Annotated in this window: 24 protein-coding genes; 12 read left to right on the forward strand and 12 right to left on the reverse strand. The window is 64.4% G+C overall.

Translation table 11 applies throughout. The annotated features are described in order from the left end of the window. Nucleotides 1-198 precede the first annotated feature (198 nt). The 3 genes from MHM88_RS02465 to MHM88_RS02475 all read left to right on the forward strand — a co-directional run bounded on the left by MHM88_RS02465 (nt 199) and on the right by MHM88_RS02475 (nt 2,940). Entirely contained in the window at nt 199-1,530 is a 1,332-nt protein-coding gene (locus tag MHM88_RS02465) for a M23 family metallopeptidase (RefSeq protein WP_239319823.1), read from the forward strand. Beyond that, the gene (locus MHM88_RS02470; protein WP_239319820.1) at nt 1,520-2,053 is read left to right on the forward strand and encodes a polymer-forming cytoskeletal protein; all 534 of its coding nucleotides are present in this window, start codon (nt 1,520-1,522) and stop codon (nt 2,051-2,053) included. Before MHM88_RS02465 ends, MHM88_RS02470 begins: the two co-directional genes overlap by 11 nt. Nucleotides 2,054-2,409: 356 nt before the next feature. Beyond that, complete coding sequence (locus MHM88_RS02475; RefSeq protein WP_239359623.1) at nt 2,410-2,940, forward strand: hypothetical protein; 531 nt, start codon at nt 2,410-2,412, stop codon at nt 2,938-2,940. Nucleotides 2,941-3,149: 209 nt separating this feature from the next. On the opposite strand, the gene MHM88_RS02480 is transcribed toward MHM88_RS02475, so the two are convergent. Next, a complete protein-coding gene (locus tag MHM88_RS02480; RefSeq protein WP_239359625.1) occupies nt 3,150-3,698 on the reverse strand; it encodes a peptidylprolyl isomerase in 549 nt (182 codons plus the stop codon). Next, a complete protein-coding gene (locus MHM88_RS02485; RefSeq protein ID WP_239319811.1) occupies nt 3,691-4,197 on the reverse strand; it encodes a peptidylprolyl isomerase in 507 nt (168 codons plus the stop codon). Before MHM88_RS02485 ends, MHM88_RS02480 begins: the two co-directional genes overlap by 8 nt. A gap of 247 nt (nt 4,198-4,444) precedes the next feature. On the opposite strand from MHM88_RS02485, the gene pgk reads away from it, so the two are divergent. From pgk to MHM88_RS02525, 8 genes are all read left to right on the forward strand, one after another. Next, nucleotides 4,445-5,635 carry a phosphoglycerate kinase gene (pgk, locus tag MHM88_RS02490; protein ID WP_239359626.1) on the forward strand — a complete coding sequence of 397 codons (1,191 nt, stop codon included), beginning with the start codon at nt 4,445-4,447 and terminating at the stop codon, nt 5,633-5,635. Nucleotides 5,636-5,815: 180 nt separating this feature from the next. Then, nucleotides 5,816-7,585 carry a methyl-accepting chemotaxis protein gene (locus MHM88_RS02495; RefSeq protein ID WP_239359627.1) on the forward strand — a complete coding sequence of 590 codons (1,770 nt, stop codon included), beginning with the start codon at nt 5,816-5,818 and terminating at the stop codon, nt 7,583-7,585. A 163-nt stretch (nt 7,586-7,748) separates the two neighbouring features. Then, nucleotides 7,749-9,017 (forward strand): MFS transporter, encoded by a 1,269-nt coding sequence (locus MHM88_RS02500; RefSeq protein ID WP_239359628.1) that lies wholly within the window; start codon nt 7,749-7,751, stop codon nt 9,015-9,017. Nucleotides 9,018-9,203: 186 nt separating this feature from the next. Continuing rightward, the gene (locus MHM88_RS02505) at nt 9,204-9,503 is read left to right on the forward strand and encodes a septum formation initiator family protein (RefSeq protein ID WP_239319800.1); all 300 of its coding nucleotides are present in this window, start codon (nt 9,204-9,206) and stop codon (nt 9,501-9,503) included. A 247-nt stretch (nt 9,504-9,750) separates the two neighbouring features. Then, the gene (pdhA, locus tag MHM88_RS02510; RefSeq protein WP_239319798.1) at nt 9,751-10,764 is read left to right on the forward strand and encodes a pyruvate dehydrogenase (acetyl-transferring) E1 component subunit alpha; all 1,014 of its coding nucleotides are present in this window, start codon (nt 9,751-9,753) and stop codon (nt 10,762-10,764) included. 16 nt (nt 10,765-10,780) lie between these two features. After that, on the forward strand, nt 10,781-12,160 hold the full coding sequence (locus tag MHM88_RS02515) for a pyruvate dehydrogenase complex E1 component subunit beta (RefSeq protein ID WP_239359629.1): 1,380 nt from the start codon (nt 10,781-10,783) through the stop codon (nt 12,158-12,160). Nucleotides 12,161-12,171: 11 nt separating this feature from the next. Continuing rightward, the gene (locus MHM88_RS02520) at nt 12,172-13,497 is read left to right on the forward strand and encodes a pyruvate dehydrogenase complex dihydrolipoamide acetyltransferase (protein WP_239359630.1); all 1,326 of its coding nucleotides are present in this window, start codon (nt 12,172-12,174) and stop codon (nt 13,495-13,497) included. Between the two features lie 220 nt (nt 13,498-13,717). After that, nucleotides 13,718-15,478, forward strand: coding sequence for a methyl-accepting chemotaxis protein (locus tag MHM88_RS02525; protein ID WP_239359631.1), 1,761 nt, complete (start codon nt 13,718-13,720; stop codon nt 15,476-15,478). Nucleotides 15,479-15,565: 87 nt separating this feature from the next. Here the strand turns inward: MHM88_RS02525 and cysE are convergent, their stop codons facing one another. Beyond that, complete coding sequence (gene cysE, locus MHM88_RS02530) at nt 15,566-16,372, reverse strand: serine O-acetyltransferase (RefSeq protein ID WP_239319782.1); 807 nt, start codon at nt 16,370-16,372, stop codon at nt 15,566-15,568. Between the two features lie 398 nt (nt 16,373-16,770). Here cysE and MHM88_RS02535 point away from each other — a divergent pair, with 398 nt between their 5' ends. Continuing rightward, entirely contained in the window at nt 16,771-16,977 is a 207-nt protein-coding gene (locus MHM88_RS02535) for a cold-shock protein (protein WP_011538414.1), read from the forward strand. A 110-nt stretch (nt 16,978-17,087) separates the two neighbouring features. Here the strand turns inward: MHM88_RS02535 and MHM88_RS02540 are convergent, their stop codons facing one another. The 9 genes from MHM88_RS02540 to MHM88_RS02580 are packed head-to-tail and all read right to left on the reverse strand — an operon-like array spanning nt 17,088 to nt 24,957. Continuing rightward, nucleotides 17,088-17,399 (reverse strand): hypothetical protein, encoded by a 312-nt coding sequence (locus tag MHM88_RS02540; RefSeq protein ID WP_239359632.1) that lies wholly within the window; start codon nt 17,397-17,399, stop codon nt 17,088-17,090. 14 nt (nt 17,400-17,413) lie between these two features. Further along, nucleotides 17,414-21,334 (reverse strand): glycoside hydrolase/phage tail family protein, encoded by a 3,921-nt coding sequence (locus tag MHM88_RS02545; RefSeq protein ID WP_239359633.1) that lies wholly within the window; start codon nt 21,332-21,334, stop codon nt 17,414-17,416. A 58-nt stretch (nt 21,335-21,392) separates the two neighbouring features. Then, on the reverse strand, nt 21,393-21,821 hold the full coding sequence (locus MHM88_RS02550; RefSeq protein WP_239359636.1) for an NlpC/P60 family protein: 429 nt from the start codon (nt 21,819-21,821) through the stop codon (nt 21,393-21,395). Beyond that, nucleotides 21,818-22,696: a DUF2163 domain-containing protein gene (locus MHM88_RS02555; RefSeq protein WP_239359637.1), complete on the reverse strand. Its 879-nt coding sequence runs from the start codon at nt 22,694-22,696 to the stop codon at nt 21,818-21,820. Before MHM88_RS02555 ends, MHM88_RS02550 begins: the two co-directional genes overlap by 4 nt. Then, complete coding sequence (locus tag MHM88_RS02560; RefSeq protein ID WP_239359639.1) at nt 22,696-23,328, reverse strand: DUF2460 domain-containing protein; 633 nt, start codon at nt 23,326-23,328, stop codon at nt 22,696-22,698. The genes MHM88_RS02555 and MHM88_RS02560 overlap by 1 nt, the downstream gene beginning before the upstream one ends. A gap of 13 nt (nt 23,329-23,341) precedes the next feature. Next, nucleotides 23,342-24,001, reverse strand: coding sequence for a phage tail tape measure protein (locus MHM88_RS02565; protein WP_239359641.1), 660 nt, complete (start codon nt 23,999-24,001; stop codon nt 23,342-23,344). A gap of 3 nt (nt 24,002-24,004) precedes the next feature. Continuing rightward, nucleotides 24,005-24,220: a rcc01693 family protein gene (locus MHM88_RS02570; protein WP_239359642.1), complete on the reverse strand. Its 216-nt coding sequence runs from the start codon at nt 24,218-24,220 to the stop codon at nt 24,005-24,007. Further along, complete coding sequence (locus tag MHM88_RS02575) at nt 24,217-24,540, reverse strand: gene transfer agent family protein (RefSeq protein WP_239359643.1); 324 nt, start codon at nt 24,538-24,540, stop codon at nt 24,217-24,219. The genes MHM88_RS02570 and MHM88_RS02575 overlap by 4 nt, the downstream gene beginning before the upstream one ends. Nucleotides 24,541-24,543: 3 nt before the next feature. Next, the gene (locus MHM88_RS02580; protein ID WP_011538405.1) at nt 24,544-24,957 is read right to left on the reverse strand and encodes a phage major tail protein, TP901-1 family; all 414 of its coding nucleotides are present in this window, start codon (nt 24,955-24,957) and stop codon (nt 24,544-24,546) included. Nucleotides 24,958-24,978 lie beyond the last annotated feature (21 nt).

Genomic DNA, 24,978 nt, shown 5'->3' on the forward strand with positions numbered 1-24,978 from the left:
AAAATCCGGGTCAAACCCGCCCATATCGGCAGTTTTCTGCCCAAGGCCAAGGAAATGCGCCGCAGAAGCGCCATGCGGACGGAACAGGGTTGCTGAATGGCCACAGTCTGGCTATTCCATCTTGCCAAGGCAGGTTGCACGACATCTCCGGGAGGCAGGAGAGGGCAACCGCAAAGGGATGGCACAAGGATATCGGGCTTGCGCGGCGGACTACACCTACGGATTCACGCATTTCTGGAGCGCCGGTTCCCCGAGCGCCGGGTTTTCCTCAAATCCGACACCGACACCCGGTTCATACGACTGAGCTCGGAAACCCAGATCCTGACCGTGGCCGGGCTGACGCTGTTTGTGTCCTGGGCCATCGTCGCCACCGCCATCGTGCTGATGGACAGCATCGGCTCCGGCAACTTCCGCGATCAGGCGCGCCGCGACCAGCAGGTCTATCAGGAGCGCCTGAACGCGCTGTCGACCGAACGCGACCGCCGCGCCGAAGAGGCGCTGGCTGCACAGGACCGCTTCAACGCCGCGCTCGAACAGATCTCCACCATGCAGTCGGAGCTGCTGGCCTCCGAAACCCGCCGGCGCGAGCTGGAAACCGGCATCGACATCATCCAGGCCAACCTGCGCCAGACCATTCGCGAGCGCGAGATCCTGAAACGCACCGTGCTGGACCTGCGCGAACAGACCGCGCCCGACAGCCCCGAACAGGTGCTGGCCGCCACCGCGCCCGAGCAACTGGATTTCCTCACCACCGCCCTGGCCGAGACCGCCGCCGAACGGGATCAGATCGAATCCGACGCCCGCTCTGCCCTGGCACAGCGCGACGATCTGGAACTGGAACTGCGCCTGGCCGCGCAGCGCAACGACCAGATCTTCCGCCAGCTGGAAGAGGCGATGGCGATCTCGGTCGAGCCGCTGAACAAGATGTTCTCCTCCGCCGGTCTGCCGCCGGATCGCATTCTCGAACAGGTGCGCCGGGGCTACAACGGCGAAGGCGGCCCGCTGGAGCCCCTGTCCCTGTCCACCCGCGGCGAGGAACCCAGCCCCGATGAGCTGCGCGCCAATGCGTTGCTCAATCAGATGAGCCAGCTGAACCTCTACCGGATTGCCGCCGCCCAGGCGCCCTTCTCGGTGCCGGTGAACCTCGGTCAGGTGCGTCAGAGCTCCGGGTTTGGCTATCGCCGCGACCCCAAGACCGGTGGGCGCAGGCTGCACAAAGGCTCCGATTTCGCCGGCGGCACCGGCACCGACATCTTTGCCACCGCCGACGGTGTGGTCACCCATGCGGGCTGGCAATCCGGCTATGGCCGGCTTGTGAAAATCCAGCATGCCTTTGGCATCGAAACCAGATATGCCCATAACTCCAACATCCGTGTGAAGGTCGGTCAAAGGGTCTCGCGCGGGGATCACATTGCTGATATGGGTAACACCGGACGGTCCACCGGGACCCACCTCCATTACGAGGTCAGGGTCAATGGCAAACCCGTAAACCCCATGATCTATATCAAGGCTGCGAGAAATGTTTTCTAAGAGCAAAATCAACGAGCCCGGCCCGAAACAAGCCGAGACTCCAACGGCGACCCCGGCCTCCAGCCCGGCGCCCTCCTCGTCGAGCAGCGCATCCACCGGCGCCAGCGACTACAGCAAGCCCGCCGCGCCCAAGGCAAAGCCCGCGGCCTCGCTGCTGAGCTCGGATCTGCACATCACCGGCAATGTCAAAACCACCGGTGACATCCAGGTCGAAGGCACCGTCGAAGGCGACATCCGCGCCCATCTTCTGACCATTGGCGAGACCGCCACCATCAAGGGTGAGATCACCGCGGACGACGTGGTCATCAACGGCCGCATCGTCGGTCGCGTGCGCGGTCTGAAGGTCCGTCTGACCTCCACCGCGCGGGTCGAGGGGGACATCATCCACAAGACCATCGCGATCGAGTCCGGCGCCCATTTCGAAGGCTCCGTGCAGCGTCAGGATGACCCGCTCAGCCCCGGCAAAGCCGCCTCCAAGGCACCGGCCCAGCCCGCCGCCGCGCCGGCCAAGGCCGAAGGCTGACCTCCGCCTGCGCAGCGGCGCAGGCCCAATAGCAAAACGACAAAGCGCCGGTCCACGCCGGCGCTTTTTGTTTTGTCCCGTCTGTTTTGTCCCACCCGTTTTGCACGGTTTGATTTACACGGTCTGATTTGCCCGCCTGAACGTCGCATCGCAGATACAGGCTGATCCCAAGCCCGATACGGCGCACAGGCCCTGCAACAGTTGCTCTGGTGATCTGCGCGGCCGAACTCATCCCAGCCCCGATGGCCGATACCTCCATCAGAAGACGCTACTTCCGCGGAGGCGAGATTCCCCTTTGTGACGGATCTGGCAGCGGCTAGATCTATCGCCAGAGATTCTAAAATCGGATTTTGAACATGCCCATTATTCTAGGCGCTCTCGCCGTTCTGGCCGGAGCATGGTTCTGGTTTCACCGCGCGCGCAACGCTGCCCATATGACCAGCGATTTACTCGATATGGCGGCGGATGCACGCGCTGCCGCCCGTCGCTTTGGTTTTCGACGGCAGGTCAATGTGCATCCTGTCGAGCAAATCGAAGACCCGAAGGTCGCCATTGCCGCCATCGGTGTGAGCTTTCTCGAACTCGATGACTACCCGACCGCCGAGCAGCGCGATGCGTTGGTGCGGGGGGTGCGCGATGGCTGTCATGTCAGCCATAAGGACGGCGAAGAACTGGTCATCCTCGGGCGTTGGATCGTGACCCAATGCGGCGATGCGGCTCAAGCGGTGCCACGCCTGTCACGCAAGCTCTACAAGCTGAGCGGTCAGAGCGATTTCAACACCCTGGTCGAGATCGTGCAAGATATCGCAAAATACGGCAGTGGCGAGCTCACCTCTGCGCAGCGCACGGCGCTTGAGGATCTGCAACGCGGCCTCAAACTCGCATAAACACTGGCGGCTGCCACCTGCCCCCGCCGCGCGCCAGCGCGGCGCCCGGCCCAAAGGCCGCTGCCGTGCCCGGCGTCAGCCGGGGACCCGGCGGACACGGGAGCGCGCCCTTCACTCCAGAACTCCAGCCAGCGCCACAGCCCGGAGCAAACAAAAAAGCCCCGCAGCATCACACTGCGGGGCTTAGATATTCCTGTGCCGCCAGCACCTTACTCGGTAACGGAGACCTTGGTCATCACGTCGGGCTTGCCGGTGATGGCACCGGACCGCGGATGACCGCGTTTGATCTGATCCACCACATCCATGCCCTCGGTGACACGGCCCACAACGGTATATTGACCGTTCAGGAAGTGACCTTCGTCGAACATGATGAAGAACTGCGAATTGCCGCTGTCGGGATCTTGCGAGCGCGCCATGCCCACTACGCCGCGATCAAACGGCAGCTCGGAGAATTCCGCCGCCAGATCCGGACGGTCGGACCCGCCGGTGCCCGCATAGCGCATGTCAGAGCCCAGACGGCCGTTTTCCACGTCGCCGGTCTGCGCCATGAAGCCGTCGATCACCCGGTGAAACACCACCCCGTCATACTGGCCTTCACCGGCCAGCGCGGTGATCTGCTCCACATGTTTGGGGGCCACATCTTCCAGAAGGTCGATCACGATGGTGCCATTGGCCTCCCCCTCGACCTGGATTTCCAGACCGGTGGCAAACGCAGGCGACGCGGCCAGAAAGGCCAGTGCGCTCAGGTGCTTAAGCATCGGCGGCCACCTTGACGGAGATCATCCGGTCCGGGTTCGCAGGCGGCTCGCCACGGGTGATCGCATCCACATGCTCCATGCCCTCGATGACACGGCCATAGACGGTGTATTGACGGTTCAGGAAGTGGTTGTCCTTGAAGTTGATAAAGAACTGCGAGTTGGCGGAGTTCGGGTTCGACGAGCGCGCCGCACCCAGCGTGCCACGGTCATGCGGCACACCGGAGAATTCCGCCGGCAGGTCTTTCTTGTCGGACCCACCGGTGCCGGCCCGGCCCAGGTTGAAGCCGTCTTCCATGTCGCCATGCTGCACGTCGCCGGTCTGCGCCATGAAACCGTCGATCACGCGGTGAAAGGCCACGTTGTCATACTGGCCTTCGCGCGCCAGTTCCTTCATCCGGTCACAATGCATCGGCGCCACGTCGGGCAGCAGCTCGATGACGACATTGCCGTCCTTCAGCTCGACGATGATGGTGTTTTCGGGATCCTTGATCTCGGCCATGAGGCCCTCCTGTCACATTCGTATTGCCGGAATACCTAAAGTCCATGCCCCCGCTTGCCAAGGGAACAATGCGCGCGAGCGCACCGGTCGGCGGGATCGCGGCAGGACGATGGCGCGCCAGACCTTGGACTGACCTTTGCCAGACCATTGACTGAGGCGCAGAAACACAGGACACAGGCGCGAGACCCTTGAATTTTCTGCACCTGCACCCCGCGCAGGCGCGCCCGATACCAAAGAGGAGCCGGACATGGGCTGGAAGACACTCGACGACATGGAGCTTGAAGGCAAAACCGTTCTGACCCGCGTGGACATCAACGTCCCGATGGAGGACGGCAAGGTCACCGATGACACCCGCATCCGCCGTCTGGTGCCGACGATCTCCGACCTCCTGGCCAAGAGTGCAAAACCCGTGCTGCTGGCGCATTTCGGCCGCCCCAAGGGTCAGGCGGTGCCGGAGATGTCGCTGCAACCGCTGGTCCCCGCGCTGGAGGCCGCCTTTGGCGCAACCGTGGTCTTTGTCGCCGATTGCCGTGGACCCGCTGCCGAGGCTGCCGCCTCCGCCCTGCAACCGGGCCAGATCCTGCTGCTGGAAAACACCCGCTTTCACGCCGGCGAAGAAAAGAACGACGCCGACCTCGCGGCGGAAATGGCAAAGCTCGGCGATATCTACTGCAATGATGCGTTCTCTGCCGCCCACCGCGCCCATGCCTCGACCGAGGCGCTCGCCCGTCTGCTGCCCTCTTGTGCGGGCCGCCTGATGGAGGCGGAACTCAAGGCGCTCGAAGGCTCGCTTGCCACGCCCGAACGTCCCGTCACGGCGGTTGTCGGTGGCGCCAAGGTCTCCACCAAGCTGGACCTGCTGGGCAATCTGGTCGCCAAGGTCGACACGTTGGTGATCGGCGGCGGCATGGCCAATACCTTTCTCGCGGCACAGGGCATCGACGTCGGCAAATCGCTCTGCGAGCATGACATGACCGGCACTGCCAAGGAAATCATGGCCCGCGCCGAGGCCGCCGGCTGCACCATTCTCTTGCCCTCCGACGTGGTGGTGGCGCGCGAGTTCAAGGCCGGTGCCGAGAATGAAACCGTTCCCGCCGATGCCTGCCCGTCTGATGCGATGATCCTCGATGCCGGTCCCGCATCGGTTGCCGCCATCGCCGCCGTATTTGCCGACAGCAAGACCCTGATCTGGAACGGCCCGCTGGGCGCCTTTGAGATCGCGCCCTTCGACAGCGCCACCAACACCGCCGCACAAAAGGCCGCCGACTGCACCAAGGCGGGCACGCTGGTCTCCGTCGCAGGGGGCGGCGACACCGTGGCGGCACTCAATCAGGCCGGTGCGGCAGAGGCGTTCAGCTATATCTCCACCGCTGGCGGCGCCTTTCTGGAGTGGATGGAAGGCAAGGTCCTGCCCGGCGTTGCGGCGCTGGAGGGCTGATCGCTGCCGTTGCCGACACCGCCGCAACCACCGCAACACTGACGACCGGCACGCGCCTCCCGCGTGCCGGTTTTTTTACGCAGTGGCGAGAGTTTACAAACCGTTTCTTTACGTCTGTGGCAGTAGCCTGCGATCAGGCCGGGCCCTTCTGCCCGCCGGAATACGACAGGTCCCCACCTCATGAGACATTTCTCCATCCGCACCCAGGTGTTCCTCTTTGCCGGTGCCTTTATCGCCATGCTGCTGGCACTCTCGGCGATTTCCTGGATCAACAACCAGCGTCTGACCAATGCCATCCAGAATACCAATCTGGGCACCGCCCAGCTCAAGAGTCTGGATGACATCAAGGAAGACACCGAACAGGGGCTGGCGGATCTTCTGTCCTATGCGCTTGGCGCGCCGGACGGGTTGACCCGGCTGCGGGGCAATCTCGACGAAATCCGCGCCGAGCTGGACCTGGCCGAAGGTCGCTTTGACACCGTGACCGCCGAGATGCGCAATCCGACGGTCTTTGCCGCGATGATGGATCTCAACGCGGTGCTGGATCGGATCACGGCCCGCCTCCCCGATCTCGAATCCGCCCCCGCCGACACCCGCGGTACCATGGCGCAGGATGCGGTGGTGCCGCTGCTGGCAGAGCTGCGCGACAGCGTCGACCAGATGCAGGAGGCGATCCAGACCCGCAACGTGCAGATCCAGCAGGACCTCCGCACGCTGATCGCCAACAGCCAGCTTATCCAGGCCATCAGCAGCGCCACGGCGGCCCTTGTGGCGGTGGCGGTGGCCCTCGCCTTCGGGCGCCATCTGAGCCAGCCGGTGGCCCGGGCCGCGGCCAGCATTCAGGCGCTCAGCGACCAGGACTACGAGACCGAGATTTCCGGCACCGACCGGGGGGATGAGCTGGGCAGGATTGCCCGCAACCTGCAAGACCTGCGCGCGCGACTGGCCGCGGCAGAGGCGGCCTCACAGGCCAGCGAGACCGAGAACGCCCGCCGGGTCGCCTTGTTCGAAACCCTTGGCGCAGCGATGAGCGGCCTGAAACAGGGCCACCTGGACCAGGAAATCCCCGCCGGAGACTGGTCCGATCTCGGCCCCAGCTACACCGCGCTGTGCGAGGATTTCAACGGCCTCGCCCTGTCGCTGGCCGATCTGGTCGCGCAACTCAGCCAGAGCTCTTCTGTCGTCGAACAGAACGCCCGCGAAATGGAACGGATGTCCGACCAGATGTCCCAGCGTGCCGAAACCCAGGCCGCCACACTGGAAGAAAGCGCCGCCGCGCTGGAGGAAATGTCGGCCTCGGTGCAGTCCAGCGCCGAACAGGCCCAGGCCGCCGACCGCGAGGTCGAAGAAGGCCGCCGTCGCGCCGAACAGGGCGGCGAGGTCATGGCCCAGGCACGCGAGGCGATGACCTCGATCGCCTCCTATTCCGAACAGATCAGCCAGATCATCACCTCGATCGACGACATCGCCTTTCAGACCAGCCTGCTGGCGCTGAACGCCGGCGTCGAGGCCGCCCGCGCGGGCGAAGCCGGGCGCGGGTTTGCCGTGGTCGCCTCCGAAGTGCGCGGCCTGGCCCTGAAGGCGGCCAAATCCGCCAGCGAGATCAAGGAGTTGGTGCAGGAAAGCTCGACCCAGGTCAGCGAGGGCGAACGTCTGGTCGAAGCCACGTCAGAGACCCTGAACCGTATCGTCGAAAGCGTCACCAACGTCTCCGGCATGGTCTCCGCCATCGCCAGCTCCTCCGGGGAGCAGGCGGCAGGCATCAAGGAGATCAACATCGGTGTCGCCCAGCTCGACACGGTGACCCAGGAAAACGCCGCGATGGTGCAGCAGACCTACAGCGCCAGCCAGGAGATGCGCAGCCAGGCCAGCCGCCTCAGCGATCTGTTGCAGGGGTTCACCGGTGGCCAAGCCGACGACACGCCAACGGAAGAGGCCCGCGCGGCCTGATCCTGCGCACGGGGCGCACCGGTCCTGAACGGCACACCGGCTCAATGTCGCAAACACCCGTAGGTGCGGCGCTGGCGCGCTGATCTTGCGGCAGATTGCTGTCTTAAGTGTCCGGGGGGCCGCCGGCTGAGGCGGTCCCCCGTGCAACACTCGGGGTGCTGAGATGATCAACATGCTGGCCTCTGTCTGGGCGCTCCTTGCCGGTGTGGTGCTGATCATGCTGGGCAACGGGATGCACTTTACCCTCATGGGCCTGCGCGGCGGGATGGAGGGGTTCTCCTCCGCTGAACTGTCGATCATCACCTCCGGGTATTTCCTCGGTTTCCTGTCCGGCGCCCGGTTTTCACCGATCCTGATCCAGCGCGTGGGACATGTGCGGGTCTTTGCGGCCCTGGGCAGCTTCATCTCCGCGGCGCTGATCGCCTTTACGCTCTGGGCAGAACCCTGGACATGGACGATCCTGCGCGTGGTCATCGGGTTTTGCATGTCGGGCATCTATGTGGTTGCGGAAAGCTGGCTCAACAATGCCACCTCGAACGAGAACCGCGGCAAGATGCTCTCGGCCTATATGCTGGCGCAGACGCTTGGCATCATCGGCGCGCAGGGCCTGTTGACGCTGGGCGACGCCGGCAATGCGGCGCTGTTTATCGGGGCCTCGATTCTGGTGTCGATCTCCTTTGCGCCGATCCTGCTGTCGATCCAGCCCGCGCCCATGGTCGATGTCGCCAAACCCTGCGGTCTCAAGGACCTGTTCACCGCCTCGCCGCTGGGCACGGTCGGTATCTTTCTCCTGGGCAGCATCTACGCCAGCCAGTCGGGCATGGGCGCTGTGTTTGGCAGCGAGATCGGCCTCAGCGCCAATCAGATCGCGCTGTTCGTGGCGATGCTGTTTGGCGGGGCGATGCTGATGCAGGTCCCGATCGGCTGGCTGTCCGACCGCATCGACCGGCGCAAGGTGATTTGCGGCACCGCGTTCCTGGGGGCCGCCGCCTGCGGGCTGGGTTGGATCGCGCAGAGCCCGCCGGCCTGGCTCAGCCTCGATCCGGCCGTGCCGATCATGGCGGCGGCCTTTCTTGCCGGGGGCATGACGACGCCGCTCTATGCGCTGTTTCTGGCCTACACCAACGACAATGTGCCGGTGGCGGACATGCCGGCGATCTCCGGGGGGCTGGTGTTCACCTTTGGGCTGGGGGCCATTCTGGGGCCGCTTGCCGCGGGTCTGGCCATGGATGTGCTTGGCCCGTTTGCCTTCTGGATCGTTCTGGGCGGCACGTTTCTGGCGATCACGGTCTATGCGCTCTACCGGATGTCGCAGTCCGAGGCGACGCCGGCGTCGGAAACCGACGCCTATGTGAACCTGGTGCCGACGACCTCGATCGTCGCGGTGGAGGACGCCACCACCTGGGCGGCCGAAAACGCGGAGGCCGAGTAGGACCACGGCAGCCCGCTGACCAGGCGGCCATTCCACACATCCGCTCTCCCGGACTGTCCCGCGTTTGCGACACCTCGGAACGTTAACCCTTTTGGGAATTCACAGGCCTCGGTGCCTGTGCCATAAGGGCGTCAGACGTCGGGCAAACCGGCGCGCCCCGAGTATTGCAGTACAGGCATCATCCACGTGACGCGAAAATCCTCGCCCTCCTTAGGCACTTTGCTGTTCTTCGCCGCGGCGTTCCTGCTGAGCGCCTATTTCACCTTTGCCGCCGTTCAGGGCGATTTTGGCCTGTTCCGGCGTGTCGAGATCCAGGCCGAGGCGGATGGGCTCGAACAGGATCTCGCCCGGCTGCAACAGGACATCGCGCGAATGGAAAACCTGACCCGCCGGTTGTCGGATGACTATCTCGACCTCGACCTGCTGGACGAACAGGCCCGCTCCGTTCTGGGGCTGGCCCGTTCGGACGAAATCATCATCGACTGATCCGCCCTGCGGCGCCCTTACCGTAAGCGTGACCATTGCTGGCGCCGGGCTTGATTTCCGGTGCCGCAGTCGGCACCCTGCCCCGGATATCTCTGACTGTCCTTTTCGGGTCCGCACTGCCTGCGGCATCCGGCGGAGCACAGCCGGATCAGACCCGGCGTCACATTATTCCTCGCAACAGCGGGAAAAATGCTCTATGAGATAGTTTAGTGTTAAACTACCTTAGCTTTAGGGGGAGCCTGCCATTATGGCCGCAAGAAAAAGCGCTCAGAAATCAAACGTTTCCGCCGAAGAACTGACAACCTACTACCGCGAGATGCTGTTGATCCGGCGATTCGAGGAAAAGGCCGGTCAGCTCTACGGCATGGGCCTCATTGGCGGCTTCTGCCACCTTTACATCGGTCAGGAAGCGGTGGTTGTCGGTCTGGAGGCTGCGGCCGAGGACGGCGACAAACGCGTCACATCCTACCGTGACCACGGCCACATGCTGGCCTGCGGCATGGACCCCGACGGGGTGATGGCCGAGTTGACCGGTCGCGAGGGCGGTTATTCCAAGGGCAAGGGCGGCTCCATGCATATGTTCTCCAAGGAGAAGCATTTCTATGGCGGCCATGGTATCGTCGGCGCGCAGGTGCCGCTGGGCGCGGGCCTTGCGTTTTCCGACAAATACAAAGGCAACGATCGTGTGACCTTCACCTATTTCGGCGATGGCGCGGCAAACCAGGGTCAGGTCTATGAGACCTACAACATGGCGCAGCTCTGGGATCTGCCGGTGGTCTTTGTGATCGAGAACAACCAATACGCCATGGGCACCTCCGTGCAGCGCTCGACCAAATCCCCGGCTCTGTGGAAACGCGGCGAGGCCTATGGCATCGCGGGCGAAGAAGTCGACGGCATGAACGTGCTGGCGGTCAAGGAAGCCGGCGAGCGCGCCGTCGCCCACTGCCGCGCTGGCAAAGGCCCCTATATTCTTGAGGTCAAGACCTACCGCTATCGCGGCCACTCCATGTCGGACCCGGCGAAATACCGGACCCGCGAGGAAGTGCAGAAGATGCGCGAAGAGCGTGACCCCATCGAGCAGGTCCGCGAAATGCTGCTGACCGGCAAGCATGCCACCGAAGAAGACCTCAAGGCGATCGACAAGGAAATCAAGGATATCGTCAATAAATCCGCCGATTTCGCCAAGGAAAGCCCCGAGCCCGCGCTTGAGGAGCTTTGGACCGATATTTACGCCGACGACATTCCGCAGAAAAGCGCCTGAGGGAGAGACCAAGATTATGGCAACTGAAATTCTGATGCCCGCCCTGTCGCCGACCATGGAGGAAGGCACGCTGGCCAAATGGCTGGTCAAGGAAGGCGATACCGTGAACTCTGGCGATATTCTTGCCGAGATCGAAACCGACAAGGCCACCATGGAATTCGAGGCTGTCGACGAAGGCATCGTCGGCAAGATCCTCATCGACGAAGGCAGCGAGGGTGTGAAGGTAAACACCCCCATCGCGATCCTTGTGGAAGAGGGCGAAAGCGTGGAGGATGCTGTCGCATCCGCACCTGCGGCGGGCGGAGAAGCGCCAGCCGCCGAGGCTCCTGCGGAGCCCGCGCCGACCGTCGCTGCTGCCGCGGCCCCGGCTGCGCCCGAGGTGGATGAAAGCCCCGATTATCCCGAAGGCACCGAGGTGGTCAGTCAGACTGTCCGCGAAGCCCTGCGCGACGCCATGGCCGAAGAGATGCGGGGCAACGAAGACGTCTTTGTCATGGGCGAGGAAGTCGCCGAATACGAAGGCGCCTACAAGATCACCCAGGGCTTGCTGGATGAGTTCGGCGCCAAACGCGTGATCGACACTCCGATCACCGAGCATGGCTTTGCCGGGATCGCCACCGGCGCGGCCTTTGGCGGCCTGCGCCCTATCGTGGAGTTCATGACCTTCAACTTCGCCATGCAGGCGATCGACCAGATCATCAACTCTGCGGCCAAGACGCTCTATATGTCCGGCGGTCAGATGGGCGCACCGATGGTGTTCCGTGGCCCCAACGGTGCAGCGGCGCGTGTGGGCGCACAGCACAGCCAGGACTACGCTGCGTGGTACATGCAGATCCCGGGCCTCAAGGTGGCGATGCCCTACTCTGCCGCCGACGCCAAGGGCCTGCTGAAATCGGCGATCCGCGACCCGAACCCGGTGATCTTCCTCGAAAACGAGATCCTCTACGGCAAGTCGTTCGATGTGCCGAAGCTCGACGATTACACCGTGCCCTTCGGCAAGGCGAAGATCTGGCGCAAGGGCGACGATGTCACCATCGTGTCCTTCGGCATCGGCATGACCTACGCCCTGCAAGCTGCTGATAAGCTGGCCGAAGACGGCATCAACGCCGAGGTCATCGACCTGCGCACCCTGCGCCCGATGGACCTGCCCACCGTCATCAAATCGGTGATGAAGACCAACCGTCTGGTCACCGTCGAGGAAGGCTGGCCGCAGGGCTCTGTCGGCTCCTACATCGCCTCCGAGGTGATGCAACAGGCGTTCGACTATCTCGACGCGCCCGTCATCACCTGCACCGGCAAGGACGTGCCGATGCCCTATGCCGCCAACCTTGAAAAACACGCGCTGATCACCACCGAAGAGGTGATCGAAGCCGTGAAACAAGTGACCTACCGCTAAGGAGAGCAAGGATGCCCACTGAAATTCTCATGCCCGCCCTCTCTCCCACCATGGAGGAAGGCACGCTGGCAAAATGGCTGGTCAAGGAGGGCGACACCGTCTCCTCCGGCGACCTGATTGCCGAGATCGAGACCGACAAGGCGACGATGGAGTTCGAGGCCGTGGACGAAGGTGTCGTTGGCAAGATCCTGATCGCCGAGGGCTCCGAGGGGGTGAAGGTCAACACCCCCATCGCGGTCCTGCTGGAGGATGGTGAAAGCGCCGATGATATCGACACATCAGCGGCAACACCGGAAGCGGCCCCCGCCGCTGACGCGGCTCAGGAGGCGGCCTCCGAAGGAGGCTCCGACGCAGCCGCTGCCCCCGCCGCCGCAGGCGCAACCCCTGCCCCGGCAGCGCCCGCTGCGGCGGATGGCTCGCGCATATTCGCCTCGCCCCTGGCGCGTCGCATCGCCGCCGACAAGGGGCTCGACCTTGCGTCGATCAAAGGCTCCGGCCCGCGCGGACGCATCATCAAGGTCGATGTGGAAAACGCCACCGCCGCCCCGAAGGCAGAGGCCAAAGCCGCGCCCGCCGCCGCTCCGGCTGCTGCCACCGCGCCTGCTGGCCCCTCCGCCGATGCGGTCGCCAAGATGTACGAGGGTCGCGACTACGAGGAAGTCAAACTCGACGGCATGCGCAAGACCATTGCCGCGCGTCTCACCGAGGCCAAACAGACCATCCCGCATTTCTACCTGCGCCGCGACATCCAGCTCGACGCGCTGCTGAAATTCCGCTCCCAGCTCAACAAGCAGCTGGAGCCGCGGGGCGTCAAACTCTCCGTCAATGACTTCATCATCAAGGCCGTGGCGCTGGCGCTGCAATCGGTGCCCGACGCCAATGCGGTCTGGGCCGGGGATCGCGTGCTCAAGATGAAAGCCTCCGATGTGGCCGTTGCGGTCGCGATTGAGGGCGGTCTGTTCACGCCGGTTCTGCAAGACTCCGATATGAAGTCGCTCTCGGCGCTGTCGGCAGAGATGAAAGACCTCGCCACCCGCGCCCGCGACCGCAAGCTTGCACCGCATGAGTACCAGGGTGGGTCCTTTGCGATCTCCAACCTCGGCATGTTCGGCATCGACAACTTCGATGCCATCGTGAACCCGCCGCATGCGGGCATTCTGGCCGTCGGCTCCGGCGTCAAGAAGCCTGTGGTGGGCGCAGATGGCGAGTTGACCGTCGCCACCGTGATGAGCGTCACCATGTCGGTGGATCACCGCGTCATCGACGGCGCGCTTGGTGCGGACCTCTTGAAGGCGATCGTCGACAATCTGGAAAACCCGATGGTGATGCTGGCCTGACAGGGCCGCGCCAACACCTGACAGGATTGCACGCCGGGCAGACACTGCCCGGCGTTTTTTGTTTGCCGGAACGAGGACGCCTCGACAGGGAAAACATCACAATTTCATGACGTTCGCCCGCAATTCAAAACACTTCGCGCTGTTGCGGTTCACCCGATCGCACTATCAGCGTCCCAGACAGCAACAGTACGCCCCACCTTCCTTTTTGCGGGATATTCTCATGTTCAAACTGCGCCCCTCTGCCGGCCGTCGAGCAACCTCGCACAGCATCTTCGCCTCGATGAACCTCCGTATCGCGGCCCTAGTTGCGATCTTTTCGCTCATCGTGGCGCTGCCCATCGGGATCCTCGCAGGGGGCCGTCTGGAAACCCAGTCCATGGATGCGCTGCGCACCCTGCAGTTGGAGCTGACCAATATGGCGGCCACCCAGGTGGCACAACCGGTGCAGCTGGGCTTTTCCGGCACCGTCGAACGCCGCCTGGCCTATGTGATCGAACGCGCCGGCGAGAGCTTTGCCTATACCAAGGTCATCAAGGGCGACGGCGTCGTCATGGCCGATATCGGCACGCTCGCACCGCAACGCGCCGAACGCCTGGACGCCGCCGCAACCGCCGTGTTGCAGAGCGGCGTAGCCCAGATCAGCGACAACGGCTTTTCCATCGTCTACCCCATCGCCTCCTCCAAGGGGGCGATCCGTGGCGTTCTCATCATGGTCTGGGATCCGACCCCGGTCCAGTCCGCCATCACCGCAGCTCTGATCCGCGATACAGCCATTGCCGTCGGCCTGATGATCGCGTCGCTGCTGGTGTGTTTTGCGATCCTGAAACGCGCGGTCGGACGTCCCATGGCCCAGATCGTCGCAGCTCTGGAGCGGATCGACGCCGGCCACTACGACACCCGCCTGCCGCTGAGCAACCGCCGCGATGAGCTGGGCCGGGTTGCCCGTCGCATCATTGCCCTGCAGGACACGCTGGCCGCGGGCCGGGAGACCGAGACCCTGCGCCAGGCCGAGCAGCAGGCGCAGCTGTTTGCCATCGAACGCCTGCGCGCCGGGCTGGAGGCGCTCGCCCGCCGCGATCTGACCGTGCAGATGGACGCGCCGCTCGGCGAAGCCTATGAACCGCTGCGCGCCGATTTCAACAGCGCCATCTCCTCGATCGCCGCCGCCCTGTCGCAGGTGCTGGCCACCTCCGGAACCATCCTGACCCGCACCACCAATATCGAGGCGGGATCGGGCAGCCTCTCGCAGCGGATCCAGGCGCAATCGGACACATTGGACGAGATTTCCGGCGCGCTTCAGGACCTCACCGCCTCGGTCAACGCCGCCACCGAAGGGGCGCATGCGGTCAACGGCCTCGCCCAGACCGCGGTGCAGCAGGCGCGCAGCAATGGCACGGTGGTGAAAAACGCCATCGCCGCGATGACCGAGATCGAAGCCAGCGCCAGCCAGATCGAAACCATCATCAAGGTGATCGACGACATCGCCTTCCAGACCAACCTGCTGGCGCTGAACGCCGGTGTCGAAGCGGCACGCGCCGGCAGCGCCGGGGCCGGGTTTGCCGTGGTCGCCAGCGAAGTCCGCGCCCTCGCCCAACGCACGTCAACCGCCGCGACCGAGGTCAAGGGGCTGATCAACACCGCCACCGGTCACATCCAGAACGGCGTGACCGAGGTCAACAACACCGGCGACGCGCTCACACAGGTGATCGCCTCGCTGGAGCAGATCTCCAGCCGCATCCAGGCCTCTGCCGATGGATTTGGCAATGACTCCAAGCGGCTGAGGACGATCTCGGATCAGCTCAGCGCCCTCGGCCACACCACCAGTGACAATGCGCAAATCCTGGCCGGACAGGTGAGCGATGTACAATCCCTGCGCGGCGATGCCGGTCATCTGGACAGGCTCGTCAACGCCTTCGACCTCGCCCCAGCCGCTGCAGACACCGCTCCGCGCGCGCCGGAGGTCCCCCGGGCTGCGGCCTGATCCAGCCAACAAACCTGCAAAAGGGCACCGCGCAGGTGCCCTTTTTCCGTTTAATAACAGTTGCATCCACAAAACGGGACCGCGAACTCACTTCCCGGCAAGCACCTGATTCATGCTGACCGAGGGTTGATCGCAGCCTGCTTCGCCAACGATCTTGGCCGGAACCCCGGCCACCGTCTTGCAGGGCGGCACCTCCTGCAGCACCACGGACCCGGCCGCAATCCGCGAGCAATGCCCAACGCGGATATTGCCCAGCACCTTGGCCCCGGCACCGATCAGCACGCCATCCTCGATCTTGGGGTGGCGGTCCTCTTCTTCTTTGCCGGTGCCGCCCAGCGTCACCGAATGCAGCATCGACACGTTGTCCCCCACCACGGCGGTTTCGCCGATGACGATGGAATGGGCGTGGTCGATCATGATGCCCTTGCCGATCTTGGCCGCCGGGTGAATGTCGACGCCAAAGATCTCGGAAATCCGCATCTGGAAGAAATAGGCCAGATCCCAGTCGCCCTGCTGCCACAGCCAATGGCCGACACGATAGGCCTGCACCGCCTGATAGCCCTTGAAGTAGAGGATCGGCTGCAACAGCCGGTGGCAGGCCGGGTCGCGGTCATAGATCGCCATCAGGTCGGCCCGGGCCGCCTCGACCAGCGCCGGTTCCGCCTCATAGGCGCCATCGACGATCTCGCGCAGGATCACCATCGACATCTCGTTGGAATTCAACTTGGCCGCGATCCGGTAGCTCAGCGCCTTGTCGAGGGTCTTGTGGTGCAGGATGCAGGCATGAATGAGACCGCCCATCAGGGGCTGCTCAGCGACGGCTGTTTCGGCTTCCTCGGTGATGCGGCCCCAGACGGGGTCGATCTGCCTGACGGCCTTGTGCGTGTCCAACATCGGCGTGGTCCTTCTCGCGCGGGGCATCCGTGTCTTGATCCTCTCCGGCGGGGGTCCCGGCGGATCTGGCTCCAGTGAAACTCGCGGCCCCGGCTTATTCCGGGTCCAGTCCCGTCCACACTAGAGATCTAACCTCTCAAATGCCAAGCGCAATCCCGTGATCGCCCCGATCACCGGCGGAAATATGAAAACCCCGCAAAAACCTATGATTTCGCGTCCTTTTACGCCGCGACCGCCGGCGCAATGGCCGATTATCCTACTTGCAAAAAACGAGAATCCACGGCAAAAAGGACCTGCAACCTTATACCATCGAAGTTTCGTCTACCCGACCGCTTTCGACGTTAAGCTGCCGGGTCGCCGCACGTTGCGGGCGACAAAGACCAAAAGGAACTTTGAAAATGGCAAACGGTACCGTGAAGTGGTTCAACTCCACCAAAGGTTACGGCTTTATCGCGGTTGAAGGCCGCTCCAACGACGTGTTCGTGCACATCTCCGCAGTGGAACGCTCCGGTCTGACCGGTCTGGCCGACGGCCAGGCGGTGACCTTCGAGATCCAGTCCGGCCGTGACGGTCGCGAATCCGCAACCGATCTGGCCCTGGCCTGATCGACCACCGGCCTTCGGGCCGGTCTGGTGCGGTGTGGGAGAGCTTAGGCCTCCCCAGCACGGATCAATCCTAGAAAACGCCCCGGCTGCCCTTGGCGCCGGGGCGTTTTTCATCTGTCGCCCGTCATCGCGGCCACCGCATTCAGGGCGATGTGCAGGCAGCGCGCATAATCGGGATCGCCGGGAAAGGGTTCCGCCGCCAGCGGAAAACAGCGCGCCGCCCGATCCAGTGACCCATCGCCCCAGCGCGGGTGACAGCAGCCGGTGGCCGCGGCCTGACGTCGCGCCCGGCTGGCTCCCAGAAGAATCTGCCGACACAAGGCCGCCCGGCGCGGCGCTGGATGCGCCAGCAGGGCCCGCGCCAGGCTGCGCAGGTCTTCCCACAGGATCGGCTGCCGCGGCTTTGGATAATCGCGACACATTCTGCGATGCGCGATTACGCCAGGACCCATTCCGCCACCGGACCGGCCCCATAGCGCGCCGAGACCTGCGCCACCTGCACCACATCGCCAGCGCTTGCGCCATCGCTGGCCTGATCTGCCGCGCTATAGGTCCAGTCGGGCGTGGTGACACGCAGATCGCGCAGCACCGTGCTGCCCGCGCGCACCTGCACGCGATAGACCTCGTCCTCTTCGCCCAGCGGCACCTCCTCCAGATCCCAGCTGTCGCCCTCGATACGGGTGCGCCTGATCCAGTGAAACGCCATATCCGCGCCCAACGCGTCTGAGGTGCGCAGATGCACCGGCGCATAGGGACGCAAACCATTGCCGTCAAAGGCCGCCGAGAGCGCCACATAGGACGGATCATCATAAGCGCGCCGCGCCGGGCCAAAGCGGTAGTCGCGCGCGATCCGCCGATCCGTCAGCGCCAGATCCAGCTGCTCGACCGCTGCATCCATCAGAACCACAAAGGACCCCGCTGGCCACAGGTCCGGCATCACACCATCGCTGCCGTATTGCCCCCGCAGACGGTCCCGGATCAGGTAGCGGTTTGGTGCGATCAACTCGGCGTCGGTGAACTGGATCACTTCCCAGTTCTCCGGGCTGCCATCGCCGATCACCAGCCTGTTCGCGCCCCCCAGCACCGACAGAGCCTCCCGGCTCTCCAGCGTGCCCGCGATCAGCTCCACCTCCAGATCCGCGCCGCGATCCCAGCGCCCCACCGGCCCGGCCAGCAGGTCCGTTGTGGTCACCCCAACCGTGGCACGGGCGGGCAGCAATTCTTCGAGCATGAAGTCCCCGCCCAGATCCGCAGCATAGAGCGCAACCGCGCCCGGCCAGTCCTGCGCCGTGGCACAGACATGCGGCGCATGCGGCACCTCATCCCCGCGCATCAAGGGCAGATCGAGGAACAGCGGCAACACCGGCACCGGCGCGGCAAAGGCATCATCGCGCGGCAGATCCTCCGGCGTGGCCAGCGGCTGATAGACCACGGGTTCAATGCGCACTGCCTCAAGGATCTGCGCCTCGGCCTGCTCCACCCGGTCCACCCGGTAGCGCGCCGCGCCCTCACCGTCCTGCCCCGGCAGGCGCACCACATCGCCCGCCGCAACCTCCAGCGCGCGCGAGGGCGGCAGGGCAAAGCGCGCAGTGTCGCGCGAAATCCGCGCCTCCGCCAGCCAGCGCTGCACCACCTGCCGCCCTTCGGCCCGTGTCAGCGCCATGGGGAGGTCGTTCTGGCTCACCGCATGGGTGGCCTCATCCGGCAGCACCGCTTCTTCGGCCACGGTGTCATGGCTGCCGCCCCATTCGACAAAGCGCAGGCGCACCCGGCCCATCAGCTCCGCCTCGGGCATACGGCTTTGTTCCTGATCGCCGTCCATCTCTGGCAGCACCGCCAGTGTGTCCGGCTCAAGATCCAATGCGTTCAGCCCGTCACGCAGGCGAAAGATCAGCGTGCCATCGCGCTCGATCGCGTCAAACCCGTGGCGCAGCATCAGGGGTTGCAAGGCACTGCGCGCCTCCGCCACGTCATAGACCGCATAGCCGCGCACGATCCCCCAGAGCTGGCTGACGTCGATTTCCGTCACACCCGCCTCCCGGCAGATCTCCGTCACCACAGAGGCCAGCGTGCGCTGCCCCGCGCGCCCATTGAGCCAGTGCCCACGCGCGTAATTCTCGCCATCGTCCCAGACCTCCACCCGGTTGGGAAAGGCCGGAAAGGGCCGCGCGTCCCAAGCCCAGACATAGGCATGGCTCAGGTCCACCATCGCACCGCCATAGGCGCTGGAGGTCGGGTTATGCGCCGCCTCCTGCCAATAGGTCAGCTGCGCACGCAGATATTGCTGCTGGATCAGATCGTCGCGCAAGCCATTGGAGGCACGCGGTAATTTTGATTCAGAGCTTTTCGGGTCAAGGAATTTGTTCGGCTCATTGGTGCCCTTGTCGATGGCCGCACAGCCCAGTTCCGTGAACCAGATCGGTTTGGATTGTGGCACCCAATCGGTCGCGGTCTCGGACCGCACGCCACCAATCCGGTCGTGATGCGGCAGCGACCACCAGTTGCGGATGTCCTTGTTGCGATAGATCCACGGCTCATCATAAGCACCATCCGTGATCGGCGTGCGGATCTGCGCTGCCTCGGCCTCGGGGGAATGGTAATACCAGTCATAGCCCTCGCCGCCCTCGATATTGGCCTTGAGGTAGTCGAGATCATAGATCGCGGGCCACTCCTGGGCATCGAGGTGATCCTCCCCCTCGCGCCAGTCGCTGAGCGGCATGTAATTGTCGATGCCGATAAAGTCGATCTGCGGGTCGGACCACAGCGGATCGAGGTGAAAGATATGGTCGCCCTCCGGCGTCTGATAGCCGAAATACTCCGACCAATCCGCCGCATAGCCCAGTTTGACCTCCGCCCCCAAGAGCGCGCGCACCTCAGACACCAGATCCTTCAGCCCCTGCACAAAGGGAAAGCCGCTCGCCCCCCGGATCTGCGTCAACCCGCGCAGTTCCGAGCCGATACAGAACGCCTCGACGCCGCCCGCTGCCGCGCAAAGCGCTGCGTAATGCAGGATAAATCGGCGAAAGCTCCACTCATTGGGGCCGTGATAGCCCACCTGCCCGCCCGATATGGTGAAATCGCTGGCCTGTGCGGTGCCGAGAAAACCTGCGACCTCCGCATCCGCGAGCGCAGTTCCATCCGGGCTGCCCGCCAGACCCGGCGCGGTCGAGAGCGTGATCCGCCCCCGCCATGGCAACACTGGCTGGCCATCAGCGTTGCTGTAGGGATCGGGCAGATCATTGCCCGCCTGCTGCTCCATCAGGATAAAGGGATAAAACATGACCCGCTTGCCTTGGTCGTTCAGATGCTGGATGCCCTGAACCACCGCCTGATCCGCCGGGGTGCCACCATACACGGCTGCGCCCGCGTCCTTGATCACCTCATCCGCGCTGGCCCGGTTGAGCCCCGCCACCTGCCACGGCATCGAGCCATCGGCGAGCTTTTGTTCCACCTTGGGCGCGAGGGTGCAGTCACCACAGCGCAGATCGTCGCCAAACCAGCACACCACCATGGACACCGCCTCGGCCTGCGGCAGTTCCTCAGAGAGTGCATCGACCGAGGCCACCAGATCGGTCTCGCCCGAGATCTGATTGATATTGGCAGCTTTCTGCGCGCCCGGCCCGTGCTGCATATAGACCGGCTGGCTGGCCAGACTGTATTCGCCCGTGCCGGGGATCAGCGCCACGCCGGGCACGATTTGCGCCAGATCCTGTTCGTAGGTCTCGCCCGAGGGCTGTTCCGCGCGCAGTACCTCAAACGAGAATTGCGGCACCCGGTTGCCGAACCGCTCCAGATCGAGGTTTTCAAACACCACATAGGCGGTGCCGCGATAGGCGGGCACCTGGCCCGCGCCCTCCACCGCCTCCATCAGGGGGTCGGGCTGCTGGTCCTTGCTGCCCCGGTAGACGGTCATATTGAGGTCACGCAGCGCCACCTCCTCGCCATCGGCCCAGACCCGCGACACCCGGCTGATCTCGCCCGCGCAGATCGCCACCGCCATCGACAGGCTGTAGGAATAGCTGGTGGTGGTGCGTTTGGGCGCAGAGCCCTTGCCGCCCGAGGAGGTGGTGGTTGCGGTCTCGACAAACTCCGTCGCCCAGATCACCTGCCCGCCCAACCGCATGCGGCCAAAGACCTGCGCCATCGGTTCACCATCGCTGCCGGTGGTGATGCGAAAGCGGTCGACCTTGCCGGTTTCCACCGCCGCACTGCCACTGCCCAAGAGGCGCTCGTCAATGACCCGGCCCAGGGTTGCGCCAACCGCGCGGCCAATGATCGCCGTCGACAGCCCCGCCACAGAGCCGCCAATTGCCCCGCCCACGGCGGACCCTGCCGCTGCCAGTACCAATGTCGCCATGATATGTCCTCCTCAGGGATCGTTGGGGTGGAGAAAGTCCGGGCCTTCGCCCTCGGGATCAGTCTGCGGGAAACGCAAAGCGCGCCACGATGCGCCGCTGCCACGCGGGCGTCAGCGCGCTTTCGACCACGCCATGACCGCTGTAGGCATGGATGAAATGCGTATCGTCGCTTTGCAGGCCAAGGTGTTTGGCCACAGCGCCCCCATGCATGCGAAACAGGATTACCTGCCCCGGCGCGGCGTGTTGGACGGGCTGCAGATGCCGCAGCGCCGCCCGCCACAGGCGTTCCTCGGTGCCGCGTTCGGCCCAGTCGCGGGTATAGGGCGGCACGGGTTCGGGTTCGGTGCCATAAAGGCTGCGCCAGATGCCCCGGATCAGCCCAAGACAATCGCAGCCCGCGCCCCGCGTGGCCCCCTGATGCCGATAGGGCGTGCCCAGCCACTGCCGCGCGACCCATAGCGCCTCTGTATTGATGTCGCGGCTCATCGACGGCTGCCGCCGGTGTTCTGGCCATTGCGCTTGGGCACCGCGACCATCCAGTCCTCGCCGGGGATATCGGGAAAGCCCTGATAGTTCACCAGATTGTCGAACTTCAGCCGACAGGTGCTCATGCGTTTGTCACAGCCTGCAGTCAGACGCACCATATCGCCCGGCTGAATATCGGCGCGGATCGGCTGCCAGAGAGTGATTTCACGGCCCTCGCGCGTGCTATCCGACCGGATCGGTGCCCACAGACCTGCGCCTGCGCCACTCAGCACGGTGAGCCGCCCGCCGGTGAACCACTCCGGCGCAAACCCATCGAGCGCACCCCATGTGAAATGCTGCCCCTCGTCGATGTTTTCCACTGATACCTCAGTGACATAACCCGCAGTGTTGAGGTCGAATTTGCACGCCGCGTCCCCCAGAACCGCGCTACAGGGCGTCTGAAACACCCGCCCCAGCGGCTGGTTCAACCCTTCGGTCAGGCCACGCAGCTCCGCCTCAAACGCGCCGCCTGCACGGCGGATCTCGCCCAGGGAGCCGCGAAATTGCAAGGCGCGCTGAGTGGTGTCGGCCCAGTTCACCAACCACGCCCGGACCTCGGCCCCGTCATAGCGCCCGGATTCAATATCCGCCTCGCGCACCGCATCGGAGCTGAGCGCGCCGAATGCTTCGCTGTTGTCGACCGCAAGCCCGGTGCTCTGCATCAGGCTGCGCGCGGTGAGGCCGGTTCCGGCGCGGAATGTCACGCCGTCAAAGCTCAGATCCCGGTCATGATCGGTGAACCCCAGCGTTACGCCATCGGCGCGACTGACGGCCCAGGCGCGGCACACTGTGGTGGCCCCGGATTTGAGATGTGTGTTCAAGCCTGCGCGATCCATCACACCCGCACCTCCACCACTGGCACATTCGGGGCCTCGCCCGCCTGAAACGAGGCGACCGAGGTCTGGATGCGATCGGTGTCAAAGCGCACCGGCACGTCAAACTCGAACCCGGCGCGGATTTCACGGCCAATTTCCGGCACATAGGCCAGCGTCACCTCGCCCGTGGTCAGGTCAAGGTCATAATCCACACCCTCCACCAGCGCCTCATTGTCGATCCCAAGGCGCACGGTGCCCGCCACGGGTTTGCTGATTGGGCGGAGGTATTCATGCGGGCCAGAGCGGTAGCGCTTGGCCAGCTTAAACCTGTTGGTGTCGCCATCGCCCAAAGCGATCAGCTGATCCCCGAACGTCACATCCTGCCCCGGCAGCGATGACGCATAGTCGGTCCAGTCCTTCCAGCGAAACCCATGGAGCTGGCCCTGACGGGCCTCAAAGAACGCAATCAGCGCGGCAATATCCTCAAGACCGCGCAGGCCAAGCCCCGCATCATAACGCCGCCGCGCATGCGCCCAGGGCGTGTTGCGTTCCTCGTGACCATTGGCCAGCGTCACCACATCCGTGCGCCGCTCCGGCCCGCCAACAGAGCCGAAAGAGAGCGTCTCCGGGAAACGAACTTCGTGAAAACTCATGGGCTTACCCTCCTTACCTATTGCGGTTTCCGCGTGCGAGCATGCGGCTCATCTGGGCTGCAATCTGCCCGCGCGAACGCTGAAACCCGGCCACATCGGGGGTGGTGACATTCATCACCACGGTCGGAGATTTGCCGCCGCCTTGCGTCTTCACCCCAAGGCTGCCGTCCTGGCCCCGCGCCAGCGGCAGGATCGCCTCCGGCCCCGCTTCGCCCATCAGCCCCAGCCCGCCGCGCATCGGGAAATGCGTCGGCGAAGACACCACGCCACCGCGCGCAAAGGGCGTGACCTTGCCCTGACTGAAGGCCGCACCATCGGCAAAGGGCAGGATGCCACCGACCAGCGCGCCGATCCCGTCGCTCACCAACCCGCCAAGGTGATCCGTCACCGGGCGCATGGCGGAGTTGAAGGTGGTGTTGATCATCGTCTTGGCGAGGCTTTCCAGCGCATCGCTCAGACTGTCGCCCCCCACCACCAGATCCTTCATCGCGCGCCGCAAACCCCGGCTGAGGCCGGTTTCAAAATCCGCCGCATCGGCTTGGGTCGCCGCAAAGGCCGCGCGCACCCGGTCCATCTCGGCGGTGAATTGTGCCGCCATTCCGGCAGCATCGCCAAGGCTGTCCTCCAGCGGCCCCGCCTGGGATTCAAAGTCGGAATCTGTCGTGTTTGCCATGGGTTACTCCGGTTGGTTCACGTCGTTGATCTGATCCGGGAACTGCGTCATCAGATGGCTCAGGCGGTCGCGGTCCATGGGCGGTGTGCTGGCCTCAAGGTTCAGCATCAGCCGCAGCTCTGCCGGGGTCAGCCGCCAGAACTCACGCGGGGTCAGCCGCAGCCCCAGCATCCCGGCCCGCATCAGAGCGGGCCAGTCCAGCATCGCCGCACGGCTCATGCATCCCCCGAGGGCAGCGCGAAACTCAGCGCCAGCAATTGCGCCGCAACCTTGGTGGCCTGCATCACGCCGCCCTTGATCTCGGCCTGCGCCAGATCTGCGCGGCTGATCTCAGACCCGCCACCCCGTAGCCCCGCCGCCAGAAGCGCCAGCATATCGCGCGAGGAAAACCGTCCTGTTTCAAAGCGTTGCACCAGAGAGATCAAGTCGCCCTCGCCCTGCTTCGCCTCCAGTTCCGCCAGCGCGCCGAGCGTTAGCTTCAGCATGTGCGGCTGACCGTTGAGCACCAGTGTCACTTCGCCTGCATAGGGGTTCGCCATGGCTCAGGCCGCCGTAAAGGTCAGCGCACCGGCGGAGGCCAGCGACAGCTCATAGGTGGCCTCGCCATTGTGGCTGCCCGCGTACTCCAGTGCCGTGACCTGGAACGGCCCTTCGACGGTGCCAAAGTCCGGGATTACCACCTGGAACGCCGGGGTCTCGCCGTCAAAGAACAGCTGCCGCGCGCGCTCGTCGGTGTCGGCATCGCGAAACACGCCCGAGCCGGAGAGGTTGGCCGACCGCACGCCCGCACCGCCCAGAAGCTCGCGCCAGCCGCCCGCACTGTCGAGGCTGGTCACATCAACGCTCTCGGCGTTGAAGCTGATACGGGTGGCCCGCAGGCCTGCGATGGTGGTGAAACTGCCGGTGCCGGTCATGTCCACCTTGATCAGGAGATCCTTGCCGTTTTGAGCACTCATGGGTGAGGTCCTTCTGTTAAT

The sequence above is a fragment of the Epibacterium sp. MM17-32 genome (genome assembly GCF_022348205.1).
In the GTDB taxonomy this organism is placed as follows: domain Bacteria; phylum Pseudomonadota; class Alphaproteobacteria; order Rhodobacterales; family Rhodobacteraceae; genus Epibacterium.